The sequence below is a fragment of the Vescimonas sanitatis genome, from assembly GCF_049060325.1.
Classification (GTDB): domain Bacteria; phylum Bacillota; class Clostridia; order Oscillospirales; family Oscillospiraceae; genus Vescimonas; species Vescimonas sanitatis.
Map to the genome: position 1 here is coordinate 1 of NZ_JBMGPW010000009.1, position 19974 is coordinate 19974.

The following is a 19974-nucleotide window of genomic DNA, read 5'->3' on the forward strand; positions in this document are numbered from 1 at the left end:
ACCGGGCGTTAGGGACTTGACGCCGTTGGTGGCGATAACCGGGGTCAGCTTCGTCACATCTGTGCCGCGGGGCATGGTGATGGTAATAGTATTGGTGCTGTTGTTCACCGCGCCGGCCACACCGTTGATGGAGAAGCTGGTGATGCCCTTGACAGTCGTTGTGGCCGTCTCCCACTTGCAGGTGATGGTCACATTGCCTGCAGGCATAGTAAAGCGGTTACCGGTGATCTTCACCGTTTCACCACCTGCCACAGCCAGCGAGTAGGTCAGAGAGCCTTCTGCCATCTGATAGCCGCTGTCGGGCGTTATGGTTTCACAGTACCCGTATGAGGTATATGTATCACTGCCAGCAGCAAATAGCTGACAACACGGCATGAGCGCAATGCCCTCAAACCGGCATTAAAACGGATGCGGCTGCGAATTCATTGTGCTCGGTATGTATTGCCCCAAGATACGCAAGGCAAAACTATAGGAAACGGCCGCATATTCATCATAGTCACTAAAGACAAAAGATGCAGGGACGAGTGTTGATAGCTCTCGTCCCTGCGTCTTTTGTTTCATGGTCTGGCTCCGGTATAGTCCATGTTGAATATATGCGAGCGTTGTCTCAGGCAAATGATAAGACAGACACTTCTTGCCTGCAAACAGTGTTCGCAGCGCAAAGGGCGTTGGCACTTTTTCGCTTCCGCAACCGGTGTATGCGCTGAAATGTCCATTCGCAGCGAAGATCTCTTCTATTTGTAGATCGCATCAGACACGGTGAAAGCCCCCTTACCTTGGCGCCGTGCAATGCGGATAGTCCCGCAGCCGTCCGGTGTACAGCCGGGTGTGGGGCAGCTTCAGGAAGTGGATGGGTTGGACGACACGGGTGCGCAGCTCACACGCGCCGCGCACCTCTGCGTGCAGCAGCATATCCTCCACAAATTCCGAGCAGTAGTAGCAGTTCGACCGCTTCCAGAGGATGTGGAAATACGCCAGGAGCAGGCCGCCCAAATTATAGGAAAACTGCTCCCGCCGCGCCCACATGGCCTCCAGCGTCGCCTCCAGCGCCGCGTACCGCTCCTCGGTGATCTCCACCGCAAGGATGATGGCGGTGGTATCGGAGAAGCGGCGGAACGTCCCCGCGTGGGGGGATTCGATGACGAAGCCACCCCAAAAGGGGTTATAGGGATGCCTGCGCCCGAAGGAATACATCCTCGTCAGGTCCTGGGACAGGCTGAGGGAGGCGTGGTTGTACTCCGCGCCGGTGATACGCTTCAGAATACGGGACAGCATCGTACCCGTTTGTGTGATGACGATAAAAATCTGCTTGTGCGTCCCGTTCATAAGGCTCCTTCGCATGCCGGACGGCCTGTGCGCCGCCGCGATGAGTGGGTCATTTGCGGTTCATTCCGACGGCTCTCCCGTCAGAAAGGTGCGTCTATCTTATCAATCACAGCTATGGATGTCAAGGCGGTTCTATGTCAAGGCTACCTTGAAAAGTGCCGGCATACCGACTTTGTGACAGTTTTGTGACACTTCCCCCGCACTTTTGCGGGGGAAGTCAGAGACTTCTTCTGATATGATACAGACAAGGTTGATACACAACCACAAATACTTCAAAAAAGGAGCGTAACATACCATGAAAAAGAAAACAGTTTGGAGCCTTTTACTGGCACTGGCAATGACGGTTACAGCCATCGGAGCATCGACTGCGGCATTTGCCGCTGCGCCCAATCAGGCAGAGCCGCAGACCCTCATAGCTACCGAAAACGAGGATGCCATTTGGGATCAGATCGAGGCACTGGAGGAAAAAAGCGATGCCGTATTCCAGAGAAATGAAGCACTGTGGGACAAGGTGGACGAGGCCTGCAATGCCCTGCCTGATGACTACGATTTCGAGAACTTTGACGAGGCGGCGTTCATCCGCGGCATGACTACGCTGACGGAGGCGGAGAAGGAGACCCTTCTGAATGACATCAAGGAGCTGAACGAGCTGGATGCCCAGATGGAGAAGCTGTATGGACAGCTGCCCGAGTGCGACAATATGCCGCTTTACGAGAAGGCACTGGAAAAGGCCGACCCCAAGGTACTGGATGAGATCGACACCCTGGAGCAGGAGTATGACCGCCTCTGCGAGAAGAACGCCGATCTGTGGGACAAGGTGGACGAGGCGTACTTCAACCTGCCAGACGACTACGACTTCGACAACTACGATGAGGCCGCCTTCATCCGCAGCCTGAGCTTCCTGACCGACGCGGAAAAGGACGCGCTGATCGCCGACTACAACCGTCTGGTAGAGCTTGATAACCAGCTGTGCAAGCTGTACGACACCATTTGGGGCAATACCGGCTGCGAAAGCGGCATCTGCCCCTTTTGACGGCAAAGAGTTTTTCTGATATGATGAACTAAATACGACGCCGATGCTGCGCCTGTGCGCAGCATTTGGCGCTGCTTTCAAGGAGGTCACCATGGGACATTCCATCTATTTGGCGGACGATGAAAAGAGCATTCGGGAACTGCTCCATAGCTTTTTGGCAAGTGACGGATATACCGTGCGCTCCTTTGAAAACGGCGACGCGCTGCTGGAGGCATTCCGTCAGGAGCCTGCGGAGCTGGTCATACTGGACATTATGATGCCCGGCACGGACGGCCTTGCCGTTTGCCGGGAGCTACGGTCTGTTTCCGATATTCCCATCATCCTGCTTACGGCCAAGGACAGCGAGCTGGACTACGTCATGGGCATCAGCCAAGGCAGCGACGATTATCTCACCAAGCCCTTCCGTCCCACCATACTGCTCATGAAGGTGAGAGCCCTGCTGCGCCGGGTGGAGATGGACAGGGGGAAAACAGCGGCGGCAGTAGATGAATTGCGCTATGGAGATCTCCGCTATTCCGCCACGGAAAATGCCGTCCTTTGCGGGAATACACCTGTTGCGCTGACCCAAACCGAGCTGCGGCTGCTTAGCTATATGCTGAAGCAGCCGGAGAAAGCCTATTCCCGCGAGGAGTTACTTAATGCAGTATGGGGCTTCGACTCGGAGGTGGAGACCCGCGTGACCGATGAAACCCTGCGCCGCATCCGAAAAAAGCTGCTGCAAGCGGGCAGCACTGTCAGCGTAAGCACCATATGGGGCTTTGGGTATAAGCTGAAGGAGGCGGAGCGCACATGAAAAACATCAAGCTGCGGATCGTGTATCTGATCCTCGGTGCGGCACTGCTGCTCTTTGCCCTTTTCATGCTGGCGGTGAACGTAGTGATCCCCGCCCACTTTGTAAGCGAGGCGGAAAAGGCGCTGCGCAACGAGGCGCAGTATGAGAATCGCACCATTCCTTACACCTATGAGGGCGAGGTGTATGATGACGATTGGGACGACGGGGCGGAGGAGCATTTCTTCACGCCCAGCATTGTGTTTCTTGAGCTGGAGAACGGCTACCAGCCCAACACATGGAGCCAGGACACCTATCGGCTGGAGAAAAAGCTGCTGGCGTATTGCAGTGAACGGTCTGTTGCGCCCAATCGATGCCACGACTTCAAGGCAGACAAGCACCACCTGATCTTCATGCCTGTGCAGGAGGACTACGGTAATTCGGAAAAACCGTATTCCTATATCATGTACATAGATATCGGGCCCATCACCCGCTATATCGTGACGCTGAACTGGGCGTTCTTTGGGGTGCTGCTGGCAATTTCCTCCGTCATGTGCCTGCTGGGGTTCCGGTTTGGCCGTGATATTGAGAAGGAGGCGGAGCGGCAGCAGACCTTCTTCCAGAATGCCTCCCACGAGCTGAAAACGCCGCTTATGGCGATACAGGGCTATGCGGAGGGCATACAGGCGGGCGTGATGGACACGGCCAGCGCGGCGGAGGTGATCCTGGAGGAAAGCGACCGCATGACGGAGCTGGTGGAGGAACTCTTGGACATCTCGAAAATCGATATGGGGCGGCAGCAGCTTGCCCTTTCCGAAACGGATATTCGGGAGCTGCTCTACGACAGCATACGCGCCGTGGAACCGGCAGCCGCTGCCAGCGGCATTACCATCGCGCCGGACTTCCCTGAAGAACCCGTCATGGTCAAATGCGATGACACGCAGATCCGCAGGGCGGTCACGAATATCCTGACCAACGGATTGCGGTATGCCCGCAGCGAGCTGCGCCTGACCTGCCGGCCCGACAAACGGAATGTGATAATCCGGATACAGGACGATGGGGATGGCATTGCCGAGGGAGACCTGCCCCACATCTTTGAGCGCTTCTACATGGGGAAAAGCGGCAAATCCGGCATCGGCCTTGCCTTGACGAAGGAGATCATTCACCTGCATAAAGGTACGATCCGCGCCTACAACGGGGACACCGGCGCCGTTTTCGAGATATCCTTTCCGGTGAGCAGATAAGAAGATCACCGCGCCGCCTTCGAGCGTCCCTCTTGCAAAAAGGACGGGCCTGGAAAGAATCTTTGCTGGTGCCGGGCGGAGAGTTTCCCGTGATTTCCTCTTGTGCCCACATTGTCAGAATGGAGTACATCTATGGACTGCAAAACAAAAAAATATCTGCATATTTATGACTGGAACTACTGGTGGGGGTACTACCGCTGCGGCAAGGACTGGGACCCTTTCGACGCGGCTGAGTTTTCTCTTTCCGAGGACGAGGCGGGAGAGGCGCCCTTTTTCCACTTTGATTTCCATAACCTCTCCGCACTTCACCAGACCATTCGGGACGGTGAGTTTGTGGAGCCGGATAACCCGGATCATCCGCACTTTCTGGAGCAGGCAAGGCGGCTTAGAAGCGGTGAACAGGACTGGTTCGTCGGGGCGCTGTACTATCCGCTTTTTTCACCGGAGATGCATTTCTGCAACGCCTCCGTCCGGAGCGGCGTCCCGCTGACACAGTTGCTTTCCCCGTCTGTACCGCCCTATTACGGGGTGATCTTTCTCCGGGAGGAGCGCCCCCTCACTCCGGAGGTGCTGACGCATTGGGCGGAGACACTGTCCCAACCCCTGTTCGGCCAGCCGTTTTCCTGTACGCTTGCACAAGTCCCCAGCCGACAGGAGGCAATGGAGCAGTTTGAGAATGAGATGCGGCTGATGCGATGAACAAGCGCCAGCCGCGCTGCCCGGCGGCAGCTGCAAGGCCCCCAACGCCCTGCGGGTGCAGAATTACTTACAACGGAGAATACACATGACTTTTGAAATTCACAGTGATATCACAAATCGATCTATGACCGTAGCTGCCCGCGCGATGCGCAAGGTGCTGCGGCGAAAACGCAGCATCCTTTGGGCCATTTTCGGCTGGAGCGTCTTTTTCATCAACGCATTGCTGCTGATCCCATTCGACGGAGAGCCTTTTACGCTTGATGCCAGTACGGTGACTTCCCTGCTGGTAGAGGTGATGCTGCTGTCCGTTCTGCTGTTTCAGGACCGATTCAATGGCATGATCGCCTGTAAAAACACGCTGGCAGGCACGAAGGACTATCATATTGCGTTCGGCGAGGAGTCCTATACCGTCGTTACGGAGGTCACCACCTCCACGTTTCGCTATGAACTGATCGACGCCATGGCGGAGTCGCAGGACTACATCATCTTTCTGATGAAAAAACGCTATGCGCAGCCTCTGGACAAGCGCACCCTCACCGGCGGGACGGTGGAGGAATTCAAACGATTTCTTGAGAAGAAGACCGGAAAGGACTTCCGGCATGTGAAATGAACGGATTTTCTATAACGCCCTTTCGCGGGCCGCATTTGCTTCTGCTTTTGCTTACGAATACGCTCAAGGTCGAACAATTGCAGTTGTATACGCAAAGGGCGTTTCGCTGACTGTGGTTTTTCAAAAAAGGAGCCGGCGAACCTCAGACGGAAAAATAGTTGAAAGAAATATTCTTCGATCTTTGTAACTTTTTGGCTTGCTGGGAATCTAATATATAGATTTGAAGAGATGGGAGGGAACTGTGTGGACGGATTTGAGATCATCTATTCTAAATACAGCCCTCTGGTTTTTCGATATCTGCTTTCCCTTGGCGCGGATTTTCTGAGTGCTGAAGAACTAACAGCAGAAACCTTTTATCGAGCGTATATCAATTTCGACAAATATAAGGGAGAGAGTAAAATTGAAACTTGGCTCTGTGCAATCGCGAAAAATGAGTATCGTAAGGATTGTAAAAGAAGAGAAAAGGTAACCGCTACGGAAGAAATAGACCGAGCCGCAGAACAGACAGACTTGGTTGACCGCCTGCTGGATAGGGATCAGGCGATTTCCATATACAAAACAGTTCACAGCATGGCTGAGCCGTATAAAGAGGTTTTTCTGCTTCGCGTCTTAGGGGAACTCAGCTTCAAGGAAATATCACATATTTTTGGGAAGTCTGAATCATGGGCAAAGGTCACTTTTTTCAGAGCAAAGATCAAAGTAGTAGAAAAGAGGGAGGCATCTATATGAATAATGTCACTTGCAGTATTGTAGAGGATCTGCTTCCTCTTTATATGGACGGCTGCTGCTCTAAGGATAGCCAGCAGGCGGTTGCCGAACATATGAAAACCTGCGAAAAATGCAGGGAAACGTATCGCCATTTGCAGAGTGATTTGCCCACCATCGCAAATGAAACGACCGATATGCGCTCCGAGGAAATTGCGCGTTCCCTTTCAAAAAGAATCAGGAAACGCAAAGCGGCGGCTGCGGTGTTTGCGGTAATATTCTTTGTGTTTGCAATGCTCTCTCTCTTCTTTGTAGGCAAGGCGATCATGATAATGAGAGGGCAGGGTTCACCGGTATCTCTTGGCAGTCTGGAAAGCGCGGTAAATCTCTCTGAGGGCGATTTCTCCTGTTCCGCCCAAGATATAGGTGCTCACAGCTTTTTCACCAACACAACGAGAATCATTATTAGAACCGACGCTCCCTTAGATGAGACGGTGACGGTTCGTCTTTGGAATACAGAAAACATGAGCGAGAACATTCTGTTGGCCCGCCTTGACAAAAAACAGAAAATCTGCACCTTTACGCATCTAACCAGCCGGAACCGCTATGCGATCACGGTAGACGATACGCCCGATATAAGCATATCTGTCAGTAGTCGTCTTACATTTTGGGAAGCACTTTCTCAGGCATTGCAAAATGAATAAGCGCTTTGAGGCCGGGGTATGGGGCGCGGAGACCCGCAAAGCCAACAGCGGACGCCGTGCAAGAGCAGGCGGCTCCAGCTGAAGAAAACGAATTGCCGAAGCAGCTCGATCCATTTCAATCTATCAGTCTAACAGAAGCTTGAACCATGGGCGGCGGGACAGTAAACTGTCCCGCCGCTCTGATTTTCAGCGGGCATGGTCGTGCTCGTGCATAATGGAGCCCCACGCCGAGGCTGACGTTGTCGGTGTTTTGCGGCACAAGGCGGGGCATTTTTTCCGAATACGAGCGGAAAGGAGGGAAATTTCTTCCGAAATCAATCTTGACAAATATTATCAAGATTGATAGAATGAAAATACAACCAAGGGAAAAGGGGATGCAGGAATATGCTCATCACAAGGGAAACAGACTATGCACTGCGGATGCTGCGGGTACTGCTGGACGGAGAGAAGCACTCCGCCGCCGAGATGGCGGAGACGGAGCTGATCCCCATGCAGTTCGCCTATCAGATCCTGCGAAAGCTCTCCACTGGGGAACTGGTGCAGGTGAGCCGGGGCGCGTCCGGCGGCTGCCGGCTGTCCTGCGACCTGCGTAACGTCAATCTCTACGACCTTATGGTCGTGATGGGAGAGCATGACGTCCTGTGCGCCTGCATGGAGCCGGGGTATAACTGCCGCTGGCAAAGTGAACACGGGAAATGCGCCATCCACTGCCAGCTAACGGAGCTGCAGCGAAAGCAGGACGAGGCGTTCCGCGCCGTGAGCCTGCACCGGCTGCTGACCGGTGAAGCAATTAAAAAAGAAGAAGTGACCCAACAAACGTGACATAAGGAGGTACACCGTATGCTGTTTCAGACCACACCCGCGCACGAGGAGCTGCGCGCCAAGATCCGAGCCTTTGCGGAGGAGGAGATCAAGCCTCTTGCTTTCCTGCTGGATCAGAACAACGAGTTTCCCGATGAGGCTGTTCAAAAGATGGGACAGCTGGGCTGGCTGGGGCTGCCGTTCCCCAAGGAATACGGCGGCGCGGGGCTTGACATTCTCAGCTATGCCATCGCCGTGGAGGAGCTGGCCCGTGTGGACGGCGGCGCGGGCGTGATCCTCTCCGCCCACGTGTCGCTGGGCGCGTGGCCCATCTTCGCCTACGGCACGGAGGAGCAGAAGCGGAAGTATCTCGTACCGCTGGCAAGAGGCGAGAAGTTGGGTGCCTTCGGCCTTACCGAGCCTAACGCAGGGTCGGACGCCGGCGGCACGGAGACCACGGCACTGGACAAGGGCGACCACTACCTGCTCAACGGCGGCAAGATCTTTATCACCAACGCGCCCAAGGCGGACACCTATGTGGTATTCGCCGTCACCACGCCGGACATCGGTACCCGGGGCATCTCCGCCTTCATCGTGGAGAAGGGCTGGAAGGGCTTTGAATTCGGCGACCACTACGACAAGATGGGCATTCGTTCCTCCTCCACGGCGGAGTTGATCTTCAACGACGTGAAGGTACCCAAGGAGAACCTGCTGGGCAAGGAGGGCGACGGCTTCAAGATCGCCATGTCCACGCTGGACGGCGGCCGCATCGGTATCGCGGCGCAGGCACTGGGCATCGCCCAGGGGGCCTTTGAGCACGCGCTGGCCTACGCCAAGGAGCGCGTTCAGTTTGGAAAGCCCATCGCGGCACAGCAGGCTGTTTCCTTCAAGCTGGCGGATATGGCCACCAAGCTGCGCTGCGCCCGCTTCCTGGTCTACTCCGCGGCGGAGCTGAAGGAGCAGCACGCCCCCTACGGCATGGAGTCCGCCATGGCGAAGATGTACGCCTCGGACATCGCGCTGGAGGTCACCAACGACGCCATGCAGATCCACGGCGGCACCGGCTTCCTCAAGGGCATGGAGGTGGAGCGCGCCTACCGCGACGCCAAGATCACCACCATCTATGAGGGTACCAACGAGATCCAGCGGGTGGTCATCGCCTCCCATCTCATCGGCAGGCTGGGCAAGAGCAGCGGCGGCGAAAGCCGCTCAACGGCCAAGAAGCCCGCGCCCATCACCGGTATCCGCAAGCGCACCATCTTCCGGGAGGGCGACGCCGCCCAGCAGGTCAACGATCTGGTGGCGGCACTGAAAAAGGACGGCCACGACTTCTCCGTGGGTATCCCCATGGATACGCCCATTCCCAAGGCGGAGCGTGTGGTCTCCGCCGGTAAGGGCATCGGCGAGAAGAAGAACATGAAGCTGGTAGAGGGTCTGGCCAAGGCCGCCGGCGCGGCCATCGGTTCTTCCCGCCCTGTGGCGGAGACTCTCAAATACCTGCCCCTTGACCGCTATGTGGGTATGTCCGGACAGAAGTTCACCGGCAACCTCTATATCGCCTGCGGCATCTCCGGCGCTACCCAGCACCTCAAGGGCATTAAGGACGCCTCCACCATCGTGGCTATCAACAAAAACGGCAACGCACCCATCTTCAAGAACTGCGACTACGGCATCGTGGGCGACGTGATGGAGATTTTGCCCCTGCTCACCGCCGCGCTGGATAGCGGCGAGAAGCAGCCCGCACCGCCGATGGTGAAGATGAAGCGTCCCACGCCGCCCAAGCCCACGCCCATCGGCGACACCTATGTGTGCGGCGGCTGCGGCTACGAATATGTGCCGGAGCTGGGCGACGAGGACGGCGAGATCGCGCCGGGTACGTTGTTTGAGCAGCTTCCCGCCGACTGGGTGTGCCCGGAGTGCGCGGAGGGCAAGGATCAATTTGTGAAGGCTTGAGCCGGGAGGGTATGAGATATGTATTGTGTGCGTAATGTGACCAGCGACCTCTACTGGGTGGGCGCCAACGACCACCGCCTTGCCCTGTTTGAAAACTGCTTCCCCATTCCCCGTGGCGTCAGCTACAACGCCTACTGTCTGCTGGACGAGAAAACGGTGCTGTTCGACACCGTGGACTGGTCCGCCTGCCGCCAGCTGCTGGAGAACCTGAACCACGTCCTGAACGGGCGGGAGCTGGACTATCTGCTCATCAACCACTTAGAGCCGGATCACGCCGCCTGCATCGAGGAGATTTTACTGCGGCATCCCAAGGTGAAGGTCATCTCCAACGAAAAAGCCTTTATGCTCATGCGGCAGTTCGGCTTCCACGTGGACGACCACGAGTGCATCGAGGTGAAGGAGGGGGACACCTTCTCCTTCGGCCGGCACACCGTCACCTTTGTGGGCGCACCTATGGTGCATTGGCCGGAGGCCATGGTGACCTTCGACCTCACCGACGGCGTGCTGTTCTCCGCCGACGCCTTCGGCACCTTCGGCGCGCTGGACGGCAAGCTGTTTGCCGACGAGGTGGACTTTGAGCGGGACTGGCTGGACGATGCCCGCCGCTACCTCACCAACATCGTGGGCAAGTACGGCCCCCACATCCAGCTCCTGCTGAAAAAGGCCGGTGGGATCCTGGATCAGATCAAGTATATCTGCCCCCTCCACGGCCCGGTGTGGCGGGAGAATCTGGGCTGGTTCATCGGGAAGTACGACACATGGAGCCGGTACGCGCCGGAGGAAAAGGGCGTGCTGATCGTCTACGCCTCCATGTACGGCAACACGGAGAACGCGGCGCAGGCACTTGCGGCAAGGCTCTGCGACAAGGGAATGAGCCGTGTGGCACTGTACGACGTGTCCTCCACCCACGTGTCCCAGCTGATCTCCGAGGCGTTCAAGTACAGCCACATCGTGCTGGCCTCGGTGACCTACAATCTGGGCATCTACCCCGCCATGCACGACTTCCTTATGGACATGAAGGCGCTGAACCTGCAAAACCGCACCTTCGCCCTCATTGAAAACGGCTCATGGGCGGTGAAGTCCGGCGACCTCATGCAAAAATTCGTCAACGACGAGCTGAAGAACATGACGGTGCTCAACGAGCGGCTCAGTCTCGCCTCCTCGCTGGGGGAGGACAAGGCCGTTGAGCTGGAAACGCTGGCGGACGCGATTTTGGAGTCCGTGCAGTGACCGGCGCGGGGAGCGGAAGAAAGAAATAGGCTGCCGCCTCCCTGCCGGGGAGACCGTATTCCGCGAGAGAGGGCGGACAAGCACGATCCCGCGCTTGTCCGCCCTTTTTCCAAAAGAGGCACAGCGAGTCAGAACGTAACAAAACGAGTTTCGGAAAGGAGATGCTACTATGAATTACAGTGCTATGATCCAAAACCGCAAGTCCGTTCGCGCCTTTCGCGGAAAGGAGGTGCCGAACGAGGTGCTTGCCCAGCTTCGCACCTACTATGAAAAGACCTGCCCCCGCCTTGTTCCGGAGATCGCCACGGAGCTGATCGTGCTGGACAAGGACGCGCAGCCGGCACTGGAAAGCTCCGCGGGCTACCAGCAGTTCCTCATCGGTGCGCCGCACTATCTGCTCCTTATGTCCGCCCGGCACATCCACGCGGGCGTCAACGCCGGGTACATGATGGAGGATCTTGTCCTCAAGCTGACGGAGCTGGACATCGACACCTGCTGGCTGACCTTTACCGACAGCGACAAGATCAAAAAGGCTCTGTCCCTCACCACCCCGCTGGAGGTGGCGGCCATCGTGGCCTTCGGCTACGGAGAAAAGACGGCGAAAAAGCTGCGGATGAACATTCAGAGCATGTCGCAGATCGATGTGCAGGCCGAACAGCAGTACTACGCGCCGAAAAAGAGCGTGCATGAGCTGGTCCACATGGAAAGCTGGAGCAACAAGTCCGGGCTTGATGAAATGATGGACTTCTATGACGATATGCTCTGGCAGGCCTTCTACGCCGCCTCCCTGTCCCCCAGCTACCTCAACCGCCAGCCCTACGGCTTCCTTGTCCGTGGCCACAGCATCTATCTGGTGCAGCAGGAGGACGCCTACACCGACAACCTCGACGCCGCGCTGGATCTGGGCATCGTGCTGCTCCACTTCTCCGCCGTCGCCTCCCAGTGGGCGGGAAGGGTGCGCTGGGAGCTTTCCCCGGATGCGCCGGACGGCCTGCCCGCAGGGCATCGCGCGGCGGCCGTGTGCCGGGTGTAGCGGCGCTGTTTTCGTCCCCTATTGGGAGCATTTGATTCAGATAGAAAAACCGGCTAATGCCGGTTCCAAGCAGAAAATCAGGAGGTGTTTTTCCGATGGCCATCCGAACGGTAACGGATGCGATCCGCTATGTAGGGGCGGACGACAACACATTGACACTCTTTGAAAACCAGTACCCCGTCCAGCCTATGGGTGTGAGCTACAACTCCTATATCATTTTGGATGAGAAGATCGCTGTGATGGACAGCGTGGACGCACGGGCGGCGGAGGAATGGCTTTCCAATGTGGCGCAGGTGCTGGAGGGGCGCAGCCCCGACTATCTTGTGGTCACACACATGGAGCCGGATCATTCCGGCAGCCTCATGCATTTGGCGCAAAGGTACCCGGAGATGAAGCTCGTGGGAAATGCGAAAACATTTACCATGATCAAGCAGTTTTTCGGCACAGGTGCGTTGACAGAGGACCGTATGCTGGAGGTTGGCGAAGGAGATACGCTTTCCTTGGGTACGCACCGGCTGCGCTTTTTGCTGGCGCCGATGGTACACTGGCCGGAGGTAATGACAGCGTATGAGGAAACAGAAAAGATCCTGTTTTCAGCGGATGCCTTTGGCCGCTTCGGCGCACTGGAGCGGACTGCCCGCGCCCCGTGGGCACCACAGGCGCGGCGGTATTATTACAATATCGTCGGCAAATACGGCGCGCAGGTGCAGGCTCTGCTGAAAAAGGTCTCCGCGCTGGAGGTCAAAACGATCTGCCCGCTCCATGGCCCGATGCTCACAGAGGGGTTGGAGGAGTATCTGCGGCTGTATGACCTGTGGTCACAGTGGAAGCCGGAGGAACCGGAGAGCATACTGATCGCTCATGCGTCCATCCACGGAAACACCGCCCATGCGTCGGAGATCCTCAAGGGCAAGCTGGAGGGAAAAGGCGTGCGAGTTACCTTGTGCGATTTGACGGTGACAGACCTCTCCTATGCCGGGACCAGCGCATTTTACTGCGGGAAGCTGGTATTGGCGTGCTCCACTTATGACGGTGGGCTGTTTCCACCCATGAGAGCGTTTTTGGAGCATTTACAGGCCAAGGGCTTCCGGAGCCGCCGGGTCGGCTTGATGGAAAACGGCTCCTGGGCCCCTGCCGCCGCACGGCTGATGCGCGCTGATCTGGAGAACATGAAGGATCTCCGACTGTGCGAAACGGAGGTATCGCTACGCGGCGCACTGAACCAAACCAGTGAGGCACAGATGGATGCTCTGGTGGCTGAGCTCTGCGCGGAGTAGGCACCGAGTTTGGTTTCATCCGGCCGCCCGATGCATCAAAAGTGAAACGGCGTTGCTGATTTAGACGGCAATATGGTGCTGCGTGAGGCCGAAGCCTTGAGAATGGATAAAAGCGCAGCCGCAGAGAACATCTGCGGCTGCGCTTTTTGCTGCACTTCCTTGCAATTTACAGCGCTGCCTTTTTCCACGTCCTGATCTTCGTCCGAAACGTTCCGAAGGGCGCGACGGTATTGACATGGATGAATTTGTACACCTCCCACACCGCTGTTTTGGTGGCGTCATCTGTCCACCTTCTCATGTGCGGCTGGAACAGCTCCTCCTCGCTCATAGAATCGATCATGGTCTGGATCGCGGCGATATTTTCATTTAATTTGCCCTTCAATTCCGCCAGGGACAAATGGGCGTAGGTGTCCGTGAACCATTGGTACAGGTCGCCCAGCTGGTTCCACTTGAATTGCTCCGACGGTGTTTCCACGTCCATTCCGCGCTTCTCATCAGCCTCCCAGCTCAAAAGCAGCGTTGTCCATCCCACCTGATACGCAAGATTCTCTGCCGGTGTCCTGTCCACACCGGGTACTTTTTTATCCTTCAGGGCTTCCGGGACCGTATCAAACTCAGAAATGTACTTTTCAAAGCTCTGACGGATCTCGTTTTTGAGATCCTCTTTATCCCTGTATGTTCTCAAGACAGTCTCCTTTACCGGTTCTCCGCTAGATATTCCTCCGCGTAGTGGACGGCCACCGCGCCGTCGGCCACGGCGGTGACCACCTGCCGCAGCGCCTTGGTGCGCACGTCGCCAACGGTAAACACGCCGGGGAGGTTCGTGCGGGTGGATTCGTCGGCGATGATATAGCCGGCCTTGTCCAGCGCCAGCTCGCTTTGAAACAGCTCCGTTGCCGGAGCTCTGCCCACGCTGATGAACACACCGTCGCAGGCAAGGTCGTGCTCCGCGCCGGTGTTGACATCCTTCAGCCGAAGCCCTGTCAGGCGGTTCTCGTGCAGCAGAGCAGAGACGGTGCTGTTCCAGCAGAATTCTACATTGGGCGCGTTCATCAACGGCTCATGATAGACCTTCGTTGCCCGCAGGCTGTCCCGGCGGTGGATGAGGTAGACCTTTTTTGCAATACGGGACAGGGTCAGGGCGTCCGCTGCGGCGGAGTTGCCGCCGCCTACCACCGCCACGGTCCTGCCCCGATAGGGCGCGCCGTCGCAGGCGGCGCAGTAGTGAACGCCCTTTCCAACAAGCGTTTCCTCGCCGGGAACGCCCAAGGGACGGGGCGACGCGCCGGTGGCGATAACTACCGTGCGCCCCTGAAAGACGCCCTCGCTGGTCTCCAACGTCTTGATCTTCCCGGAAAGGCTTGCCTTGTACACCTCCGCCAGCTCCGTCACCGCACCGAAGCGCTCGGCACTCTGCTGCATTTTTTCGCCCAGCGTAAAGCCGTCGATGCCGCTTTCAAAGCCGGGATAGTTGTCGATCAGCTCTGTCAGCGCCATCTGCCCGCCTGCGGAGAGCTTTTCCAGCACCAGCGTGGAAAGTCCGGCACGGGCGGCGTACAGGGCGGCGGTGTATCCGGCGGGGCCGCCGCCGATGATGATTATATCGTGGATTTTTTCCATGGCCGTCTCCTTACTGAGAAAGAGTTTCCTTGATGAATGCATCTATGGCCGCCTTGGAGCCGGGGGCGACAATGGAGCCGAGCACCTCACCGTTCTTAAAGAGCAGCAGCGTGGGGATGGTGTCAATACCGAAGCGCTGGATGAGCTGCGGCTCCTCGTCGTAGTTGATCTTCCCGGCGATGAGGGTGTCTGCGTACTGCTCGCCGACCTTGTCGAAGGCCGGAGCAATACGGCGGCAGTAGGGGCACCACTGGGCCCAGAAATCCACCAGCACGGGCTTGTCCGCGCGGAGAACGTCGTTTTCAAAGCGGTTGGTCGTAATGGTAAGCATCGTAAAATCCTCCTATTTCTGTGTAAAGAGTCGTGTTTCAATATCTGTGATCGTAATGCGCGAGAGATAGGCGGCACATTCCTCGTTCATGTTCCGGTACAGCGCGTCCATGACCCCCGCCATGCCGGAGCAGATGGCGCAGTCACGGTCGATGTCCCCGCTGTGCCACGCACAGTCCACGAAGCGGGTGTTTACCGCCTCTGCCACCTGCCGCAGGGTCAGCATCGCCGGGTCTGCCGTCAGGCGGTAGCCGCCGTCCAAGCCCTCCCGGGTCTCCACCATTCCCGCCTTTTTCAGCCCCACCATGACGCGGCGAACGCGGGTGGGGTTGGTGCAGATGTTCTCCGCCAGCGTCTCGCTGCTGAGGGAGTGTCCGCTGTGGCTCAGGCAGACCAGCGCGTGAACGGCCAGATTAAAGGAACTGTCCATGGTTATCCCTCCTGCGATAAACTGTGCTTGTGAAAAGCACAGTTTATACTGTAACTATAGCAGATACAGTTTGGCATGTCAAGCTTTTTCGTCAATTTTTTCAGCGGAAGCCCTCCATAGCTGTTGACAACAGGGCGAATATGCGTATAATGGAAAACAAGAACAAGAATAGTTCTTATTTTGGAGGGGCGCAGTATGCCGAAATACGCAGAGGAGATATTGGCCGCCGTCACGGAGCTGCAGCAGCATCCCACGGCGGAGCAGGTGTTCCTGGAGATGAAGAGGGAGCATCCCAGCATCGCTCTGGGTACGGTATATAAGCACCTGAACGGTTTGGCGGAGGAGGGGCTTTTGCTCCGCATCACCGAGCCGGGTTCGCCGGACCGGTACGACCGGACGGAACGACATGATCACCTGATTTGCAGCCGGTGCGGGAAAATCACGGACGTTCGGCTGCCGAATATGCAGGAGCGGATCCGGGAGGCACTGGGGCAGGAGATCCTCTCCTACGACCTCCGGATCCGGTATATCTGTCCCGCTTGCCGGGAGCAGGAAAAAGACAATGTTATTATGAAGGAGAAGCACCATGAACGCTAACGTATCTAAGCTGCTCAACGAGCAGATCAACAAGGAGTTCTACTCCGCCTATCTGTATCTGGATTTTGCCAATTACTACGCCTCCGTGGGATTAGACGGCTTTGAGAACTGGTACCGGGTGCAGGCGCAGGAGGAGCGGGATCACGCCATGCTGTTCTATCAGTATTTGCAGAACAACGGCGAGGGCGTCACCTTTGAGGCCATCGCAAGGCCGGAGTGGGAACGGGGCGACCACATGACCCCGCTGAAAAAGGCACTGGCGCATGAGAAGCTGGTCACTGCCAGCATCGACACCATCTACGCCGCTGCATACGAGGCAAAGGACTTCCGCGCCATGCAGATGCTGGACTGGTTCATCAAGGAGCAGGGCGAGGAGGAGAAGAACGCCGCCGACCTCATCACCAAGATGGAGCTGTTCGGCGGTGACAGCAAGGGGCTGTATATGCTCAACAGCGAGCTAAAGGCACGGGTCTACACCGCGCCCTCGCTGGTGCTGTAAGCCCCGCGCGGCTGCGGGCTTTCGCATCAGATAAAAGGCAGACTGCATACAGGTGGCCTGCCTTTTCTTCCACCATAAAGTTAGAGATGGCTAACTGCATATAGGACAGAAAGGAATTCGGAGCTTGAACAAGGAAAAGAAGATCGAAACTGTTACCCTCATGGTGCGCCGGTATTGCCGGGGGGGTGCATGGGACAAGGGGCGAGGCGCTTTGCCCGGCATGTGCCGCCCTGCTGGAATACGCCAGGCAGCGGCGGGACAGATGCCCGCACGGGAAAATCTAGCGGTACTTTGAATCCTTTCTGAGAGGTACAAGGCGGCAAAGAAACAAAGAAGTGATAAGGGCAACGGCTATGAAAGAACGAAAGAATTTTTGGGACAGAAATGCCGGTCGTTACGACCGCTTTATGCGAAAGGATCGGGCGGCGTATGAAGAGATGTATGCGCTGATCCGGCCGGTCGTGAAAGCAAAAACGGTGCTGGAGCTTGCCACTGGTACAGGGCTGATCACAAAGCATATCGTGAACGCGGCGGCGCACATCGAGGCGACGGACGCCTCCCCGGAGATGATTCTTGAAGCAAAGCGGGATAACCGCTCGGCAAAGCTGCACTTTTCGGTGCAGGATATGTTCCGCCTGCCCTATGCAGACAAGTCCTTCGACGTGGTGATCGTGTCCAACGCACTGCACATTGTGCCGCAGCCGGAGAAGGCCCTTACCGAGATCTGCCGGGTTCTGAAGGATGACGGCGTGCTCATCGCGCCCACCTTCACCCACGCGGAGAATTCTATTTTCGGCAAGGTCAGGGCATTTTTCATGAAGATGGCAGGCTTCCCCCTCCACGGCAGGTGGACGGGCGAGGAATACCTGCGCTTCCTAAGGCAGAATGGCTGGACGGTGCGGAAAAGCGCTGTTCTAAAGGCGTCCTTCCCGCTGACCTATGCGGAATGTGTGAAATCGGAGGTGTGATAAGATGTCATTTTTTGAGAACACCAGAAAGCCTGTGGGGCTTAGCGGGAAAATCATGGTCGCCATGATGAACCTGGGGCACAGTCCTGTGGCACGGTGGGGACTTCACTTTTTGGAGCTTACTCTGGACGCCAGGGTGCTGGACTGCGGCTGCGGCGGCGGTGCGAATATCCGGCGGCTGCTGAAAAAATGCCCGCAGGGGATCGTCAAGGGCATTGACTATTCGCCTGTCAGTGTGGAGAAATCCAAAAAGGTCAACGAGGCCGCCATAGCGGAGGGTCGCTGCGCCGTTCTGCAAGGCAGTGTGGCGGATATGATGCTTGCGGACAACTGGTTCGATGCGGTCACAGCCTTTGAAACCGTCTATTTCTGGCCTGACCTGCCGCAGTGCTTCCGGGAGGTTTACCGGGTGCTGAAGCCCGGTGCGACATTTCTCATCTGCAACGAGAGCAACGGCGACACAGACAGGGACGAAAAGTGGACGGAGATCATCGGCGGCATGACCATCTATAAGGACGTAGAGTTAAAGGCGTATCTGGAGCAGGCGGGTTTTCACGAGGTGCGGATACACAAAAAGAAAAGCTGGCTCTGCATCACGGCGCGGAAATGAGGGAGAAGCAGACAGGTGAAGGACAAGAAGCTCCTATTTGACCGCAAATGCCATGTGCTGTATTCCAAGCCCTGCAAGAAGGAGATACGGGCGAAGATCGGCCTGCACTACCCGGAAGCGGAGCGGGAGGCGATATGGGAAAAGGTACAGCGGCAGTATGCGGACTTCCTCTCCGACTGGCGCACCGATTTGGGCGGCAAGCGGAACTTCCACAACGGCGTAGGCGGCACCTACGACTGCATCGCCATCATGAGCTATTACACAGTCTGCAAAGCCGTCGCATCCTTCCACGAGATCGAGGAGATGGAGGAAAATCTGATCCTGCCGATCTTCCGCAGGCTGCACTTTGTGGACTGCAACAAGCCGTTCTGGAGGAAGCAGATGTACAGGGCGTTTGTGCGGGCGAAAGGCGGCTGCGACAAATGGCACGATTACGAGATGACGGTTGCACCTTATGAAAACGGCAAGCCCATCTATTATGAATTTACATCGTGTCCGGCAGCGGAATTTGCCATCCGGCACGGTCTTACGGACATCATGCCCGCCTTGTGCAATGTGGACTTTGCTTCCATGGAGCTGCTCCACGCAAGACTGGTAAGGACGACTACCTGTGTGGACGGCTGCAAATGCGACTATACCATCTGCGGCGACAAAGACCCATACTTAAAAGAACATCCCGAATACCGGGACGAGGCGGGATTCAGAAAGAACAAATAATACTGCAACGCAAAGGCGGTGAAGCAAATGGAAACCTTTCTTGGAATCATGATTCCCTTCTTGGGCACAACACTGGGCGCGGCCTGCGTGTTCTTTATGAAAAGATCCCTTGGCGATCTGGTGCAGCGCGCCCTTGCGGGCTTTGCCGCCGGGGTGATGGTGGCGGCGTCCATCTGGAGCCTGCTGATTCCAGCCATCGAGCAGTCAGAGGGCATGGGCAAGCTGTCTTTCCTTCCCGCCTTTATCGGCTTCTGGGTCGGCGTACTGTTTTTGCTCCTGCTCGACCATCTGATCCCTCACCTTCACGTGGGCAGCAACCAGGCGGAGGGCCCGAAAAGCAGGCTGGGCCGCAGCACCATGATGGTGCTGGCGGTGACTCTACATAACATTCCGGAGGGAATGGCGGTGGGTGTCATGTATGCGGGTTTCCTTGCGGGGAACGCGCAGATCACGGCGGCGAGTGCGCTTGTCCTGTCGCTGGGTATTGCCATTCAGAATTTCCCGGAGGGAGCGATCATCTCCATGCCGCTGCGGGCGGAGGGTGAGAGCAAGGGCAAGGCGTTTTTCGGCGGTGTGCTTTCCGGCGTTGTCGAGCCTATCGGCGCGATGCTGACGATTCTTGCGGCGCAGCTCGTGATCCCGGCGCTGCCGTATTTTCTGAGCTTTGCTGCAGGCGCCATGCTCTATGTGGTGGTGGAGGAGCTTATCCCGGAGATGTCACAGGGAAAGCACTCCAACATCGGCACGATTTTCTTTGCCGTGGGCTTTAGCGTCATGATGACGCTGGATGTGGCACTGGGATAGGATTTCGGGAAGAAA

24 protein-coding genes are annotated in these 19974 nt (G+C 56.9%); 18 read left to right on the forward strand and 6 right to left on the reverse strand.

Going from position 1 to position 19974, the window contains the following annotated elements; all coding sequences use genetic code 11:
- On the reverse strand, positions 1-285 hold a 285-nt coding region (locus ACOMDU_RS11035), incomplete at its 3' end, for a hypothetical protein (RefSeq protein WP_421130362.1).
- A gap of 486 nt (positions 286-771) precedes the next feature.
- Positions 772-1326, reverse strand: coding sequence for a hypothetical protein (locus ACOMDU_RS11040; protein ID WP_421130363.1), 555 nt, complete (start codon positions 1324-1326; stop codon positions 772-774).
- Positions 1327-1621: 295 nt separating this feature from the next.
- Here ACOMDU_RS11040 and ACOMDU_RS11045 point away from each other — a divergent pair, with 295 nt between their 5' ends.
- From ACOMDU_RS11045 to ACOMDU_RS11100, 12 genes are all read left to right on the forward strand, one after another.
- Positions 1622-2359, forward strand: coding sequence for a hypothetical protein (locus ACOMDU_RS11045; RefSeq protein WP_421130364.1), 738 nt, complete (start codon positions 1622-1624; stop codon positions 2357-2359).
- A 91-nt stretch (positions 2360-2450) separates the two neighbouring features.
- Positions 2451-3152: a response regulator transcription factor gene (locus tag ACOMDU_RS11050; RefSeq protein ID WP_421130365.1), complete on the forward strand. Its 702-nt coding sequence runs from the start codon at positions 2451-2453 to the stop codon at positions 3150-3152.
- Positions 3149-4372 carry a sensor histidine kinase gene (locus ACOMDU_RS11055; protein WP_421130366.1) on the forward strand — a complete coding sequence of 408 codons (1224 nt, stop codon included), beginning with the start codon at positions 3149-3151 and terminating at the stop codon, positions 4370-4372. The genes ACOMDU_RS11050 and ACOMDU_RS11055 overlap by 4 nt, the downstream gene beginning before the upstream one ends.
- A gap of 132 nt (positions 4373-4504) precedes the next feature.
- On the forward strand, positions 4505-5071 hold the full coding sequence (locus ACOMDU_RS11060; RefSeq protein WP_421130367.1) for a hypothetical protein: 567 nt from the start codon (positions 4505-4507) through the stop codon (positions 5069-5071).
- Between the two features lie 85 nt (positions 5072-5156).
- Complete coding sequence (locus ACOMDU_RS11065) at positions 5157-5681, forward strand: YcxB family protein (protein WP_421130368.1); 525 nt, start codon at positions 5157-5159, stop codon at positions 5679-5681.
- Between the two features lie 243 nt (positions 5682-5924).
- Positions 5925-6410 carry an RNA polymerase sigma factor gene (locus ACOMDU_RS11070; RefSeq protein ID WP_421130369.1) on the forward strand — a complete coding sequence of 162 codons (486 nt, stop codon included), beginning with the start codon at positions 5925-5927 and terminating at the stop codon, positions 6408-6410.
- Positions 6407-7090, forward strand: coding sequence for a zf-HC2 domain-containing protein (locus tag ACOMDU_RS11075; RefSeq protein ID WP_421130370.1), 684 nt, complete (start codon positions 6407-6409; stop codon positions 7088-7090). Before ACOMDU_RS11070 ends, ACOMDU_RS11075 begins: the two co-directional genes overlap by 4 nt.
- Before the next feature lie 384 nt (positions 7091-7474).
- Positions 7475-7912 (forward strand): RrF2 family transcriptional regulator, encoded by a 438-nt coding sequence (locus ACOMDU_RS11080; RefSeq protein ID WP_421130371.1) that lies wholly within the window; start codon positions 7475-7477, stop codon positions 7910-7912.
- A gap of 18 nt (positions 7913-7930) precedes the next feature.
- Positions 7931-9844, forward strand: a complete 1914-nt coding sequence (locus tag ACOMDU_RS11085) for an acyl-CoA dehydrogenase family protein (protein WP_421130372.1) — start codon at positions 7931-7933, stop codon at positions 9842-9844.
- 18 nt (positions 9845-9862) lie between these two features.
- A complete protein-coding gene (locus tag ACOMDU_RS11090) occupies positions 9863-11074 on the forward strand; it encodes an FprA family A-type flavoprotein (protein ID WP_421130373.1) in 1212 nt (403 codons plus the stop codon).
- A gap of 169 nt (positions 11075-11243) precedes the next feature.
- On the forward strand, positions 11244-12107 hold the full coding sequence (locus ACOMDU_RS11095) for a nitroreductase family protein (RefSeq protein ID WP_421130374.1): 864 nt from the start codon (positions 11244-11246) through the stop codon (positions 12105-12107).
- Between the two features lie 95 nt (positions 12108-12202).
- A complete protein-coding gene (locus ACOMDU_RS11100) occupies positions 12203-13384 on the forward strand; it encodes an FprA family A-type flavoprotein (protein ID WP_421130375.1) in 1182 nt (393 codons plus the stop codon).
- Positions 13385-13550: 166 nt separating this feature from the next.
- Here ACOMDU_RS11100 and ACOMDU_RS11105 read toward each other — a convergent pair whose 3' ends face one another.
- The 4 genes from ACOMDU_RS11105 to ACOMDU_RS11120 are packed head-to-tail and all read right to left on the reverse strand — an operon-like array spanning position 13551 to position 15764.
- Positions 13551-14069, reverse strand: coding sequence for a ClbS/DfsB family four-helix bundle protein (locus tag ACOMDU_RS11105; RefSeq protein ID WP_421130376.1), 519 nt, complete (start codon positions 14067-14069; stop codon positions 13551-13553).
- 11 nt (positions 14070-14080) lie between these two features.
- Positions 14081-15004 carry a thioredoxin-disulfide reductase gene (gene trxB, locus ACOMDU_RS11110; RefSeq protein ID WP_421130377.1) on the reverse strand — a complete coding sequence of 308 codons (924 nt, stop codon included), beginning with the start codon at positions 15002-15004 and terminating at the stop codon, positions 14081-14083.
- 10 nt (positions 15005-15014) lie between these two features.
- Positions 15015-15335 (reverse strand): thioredoxin family protein, encoded by a 321-nt coding sequence (locus tag ACOMDU_RS11115; RefSeq protein WP_421130378.1) that lies wholly within the window; start codon positions 15333-15335, stop codon positions 15015-15017.
- Between the two features lie 12 nt (positions 15336-15347).
- Positions 15348-15764: an RrF2 family transcriptional regulator gene (locus ACOMDU_RS11120; RefSeq protein ID WP_421130379.1), complete on the reverse strand. Its 417-nt coding sequence runs from the start codon at positions 15762-15764 to the stop codon at positions 15348-15350.
- Between the two features lie 195 nt (positions 15765-15959).
- On the opposite strand from ACOMDU_RS11120, the gene ACOMDU_RS11125 reads away from it, so the two are divergent.
- The 6 genes from ACOMDU_RS11125 (at position 15960) to ACOMDU_RS11150 (ending at position 19959) form a co-directional block, all read left to right on the forward strand.
- Positions 15960-16361 (forward strand): Fur family transcriptional regulator, encoded by a 402-nt coding sequence (locus ACOMDU_RS11125; RefSeq protein WP_421130380.1) that lies wholly within the window; start codon positions 15960-15962, stop codon positions 16359-16361.
- Positions 16351-16860, forward strand: coding sequence for a ferritin (locus tag ACOMDU_RS11130; protein WP_421130381.1), 510 nt, complete (start codon positions 16351-16353; stop codon positions 16858-16860). The genes ACOMDU_RS11125 and ACOMDU_RS11130 overlap by 11 nt, the downstream gene beginning before the upstream one ends.
- A gap of 353 nt (positions 16861-17213) precedes the next feature.
- Positions 17214-17828, forward strand: coding sequence for a class I SAM-dependent methyltransferase (locus ACOMDU_RS11135; RefSeq protein WP_421130382.1), 615 nt, complete (start codon positions 17214-17216; stop codon positions 17826-17828).
- A 4-nt stretch (positions 17829-17832) separates the two neighbouring features.
- Complete coding sequence (locus ACOMDU_RS11140; RefSeq protein WP_421130383.1) at positions 17833-18438, forward strand: class I SAM-dependent methyltransferase; 606 nt, start codon at positions 17833-17835, stop codon at positions 18436-18438.
- Between the two features lie 15 nt (positions 18439-18453).
- Complete coding sequence (locus ACOMDU_RS11145) at positions 18454-19155, forward strand: L-2-amino-thiazoline-4-carboxylic acid hydrolase (protein ID WP_421130384.1); 702 nt, start codon at positions 18454-18456, stop codon at positions 19153-19155.
- Positions 19156-19182: 27 nt separating this feature from the next.
- Positions 19183-19959, forward strand: a complete 777-nt coding sequence (locus ACOMDU_RS11150) for a ZIP family metal transporter (protein ID WP_421130385.1) — start codon at positions 19183-19185, stop codon at positions 19957-19959.
- The last annotated feature ends 15 nt before the right edge of the window (positions 19960-19974 follow it).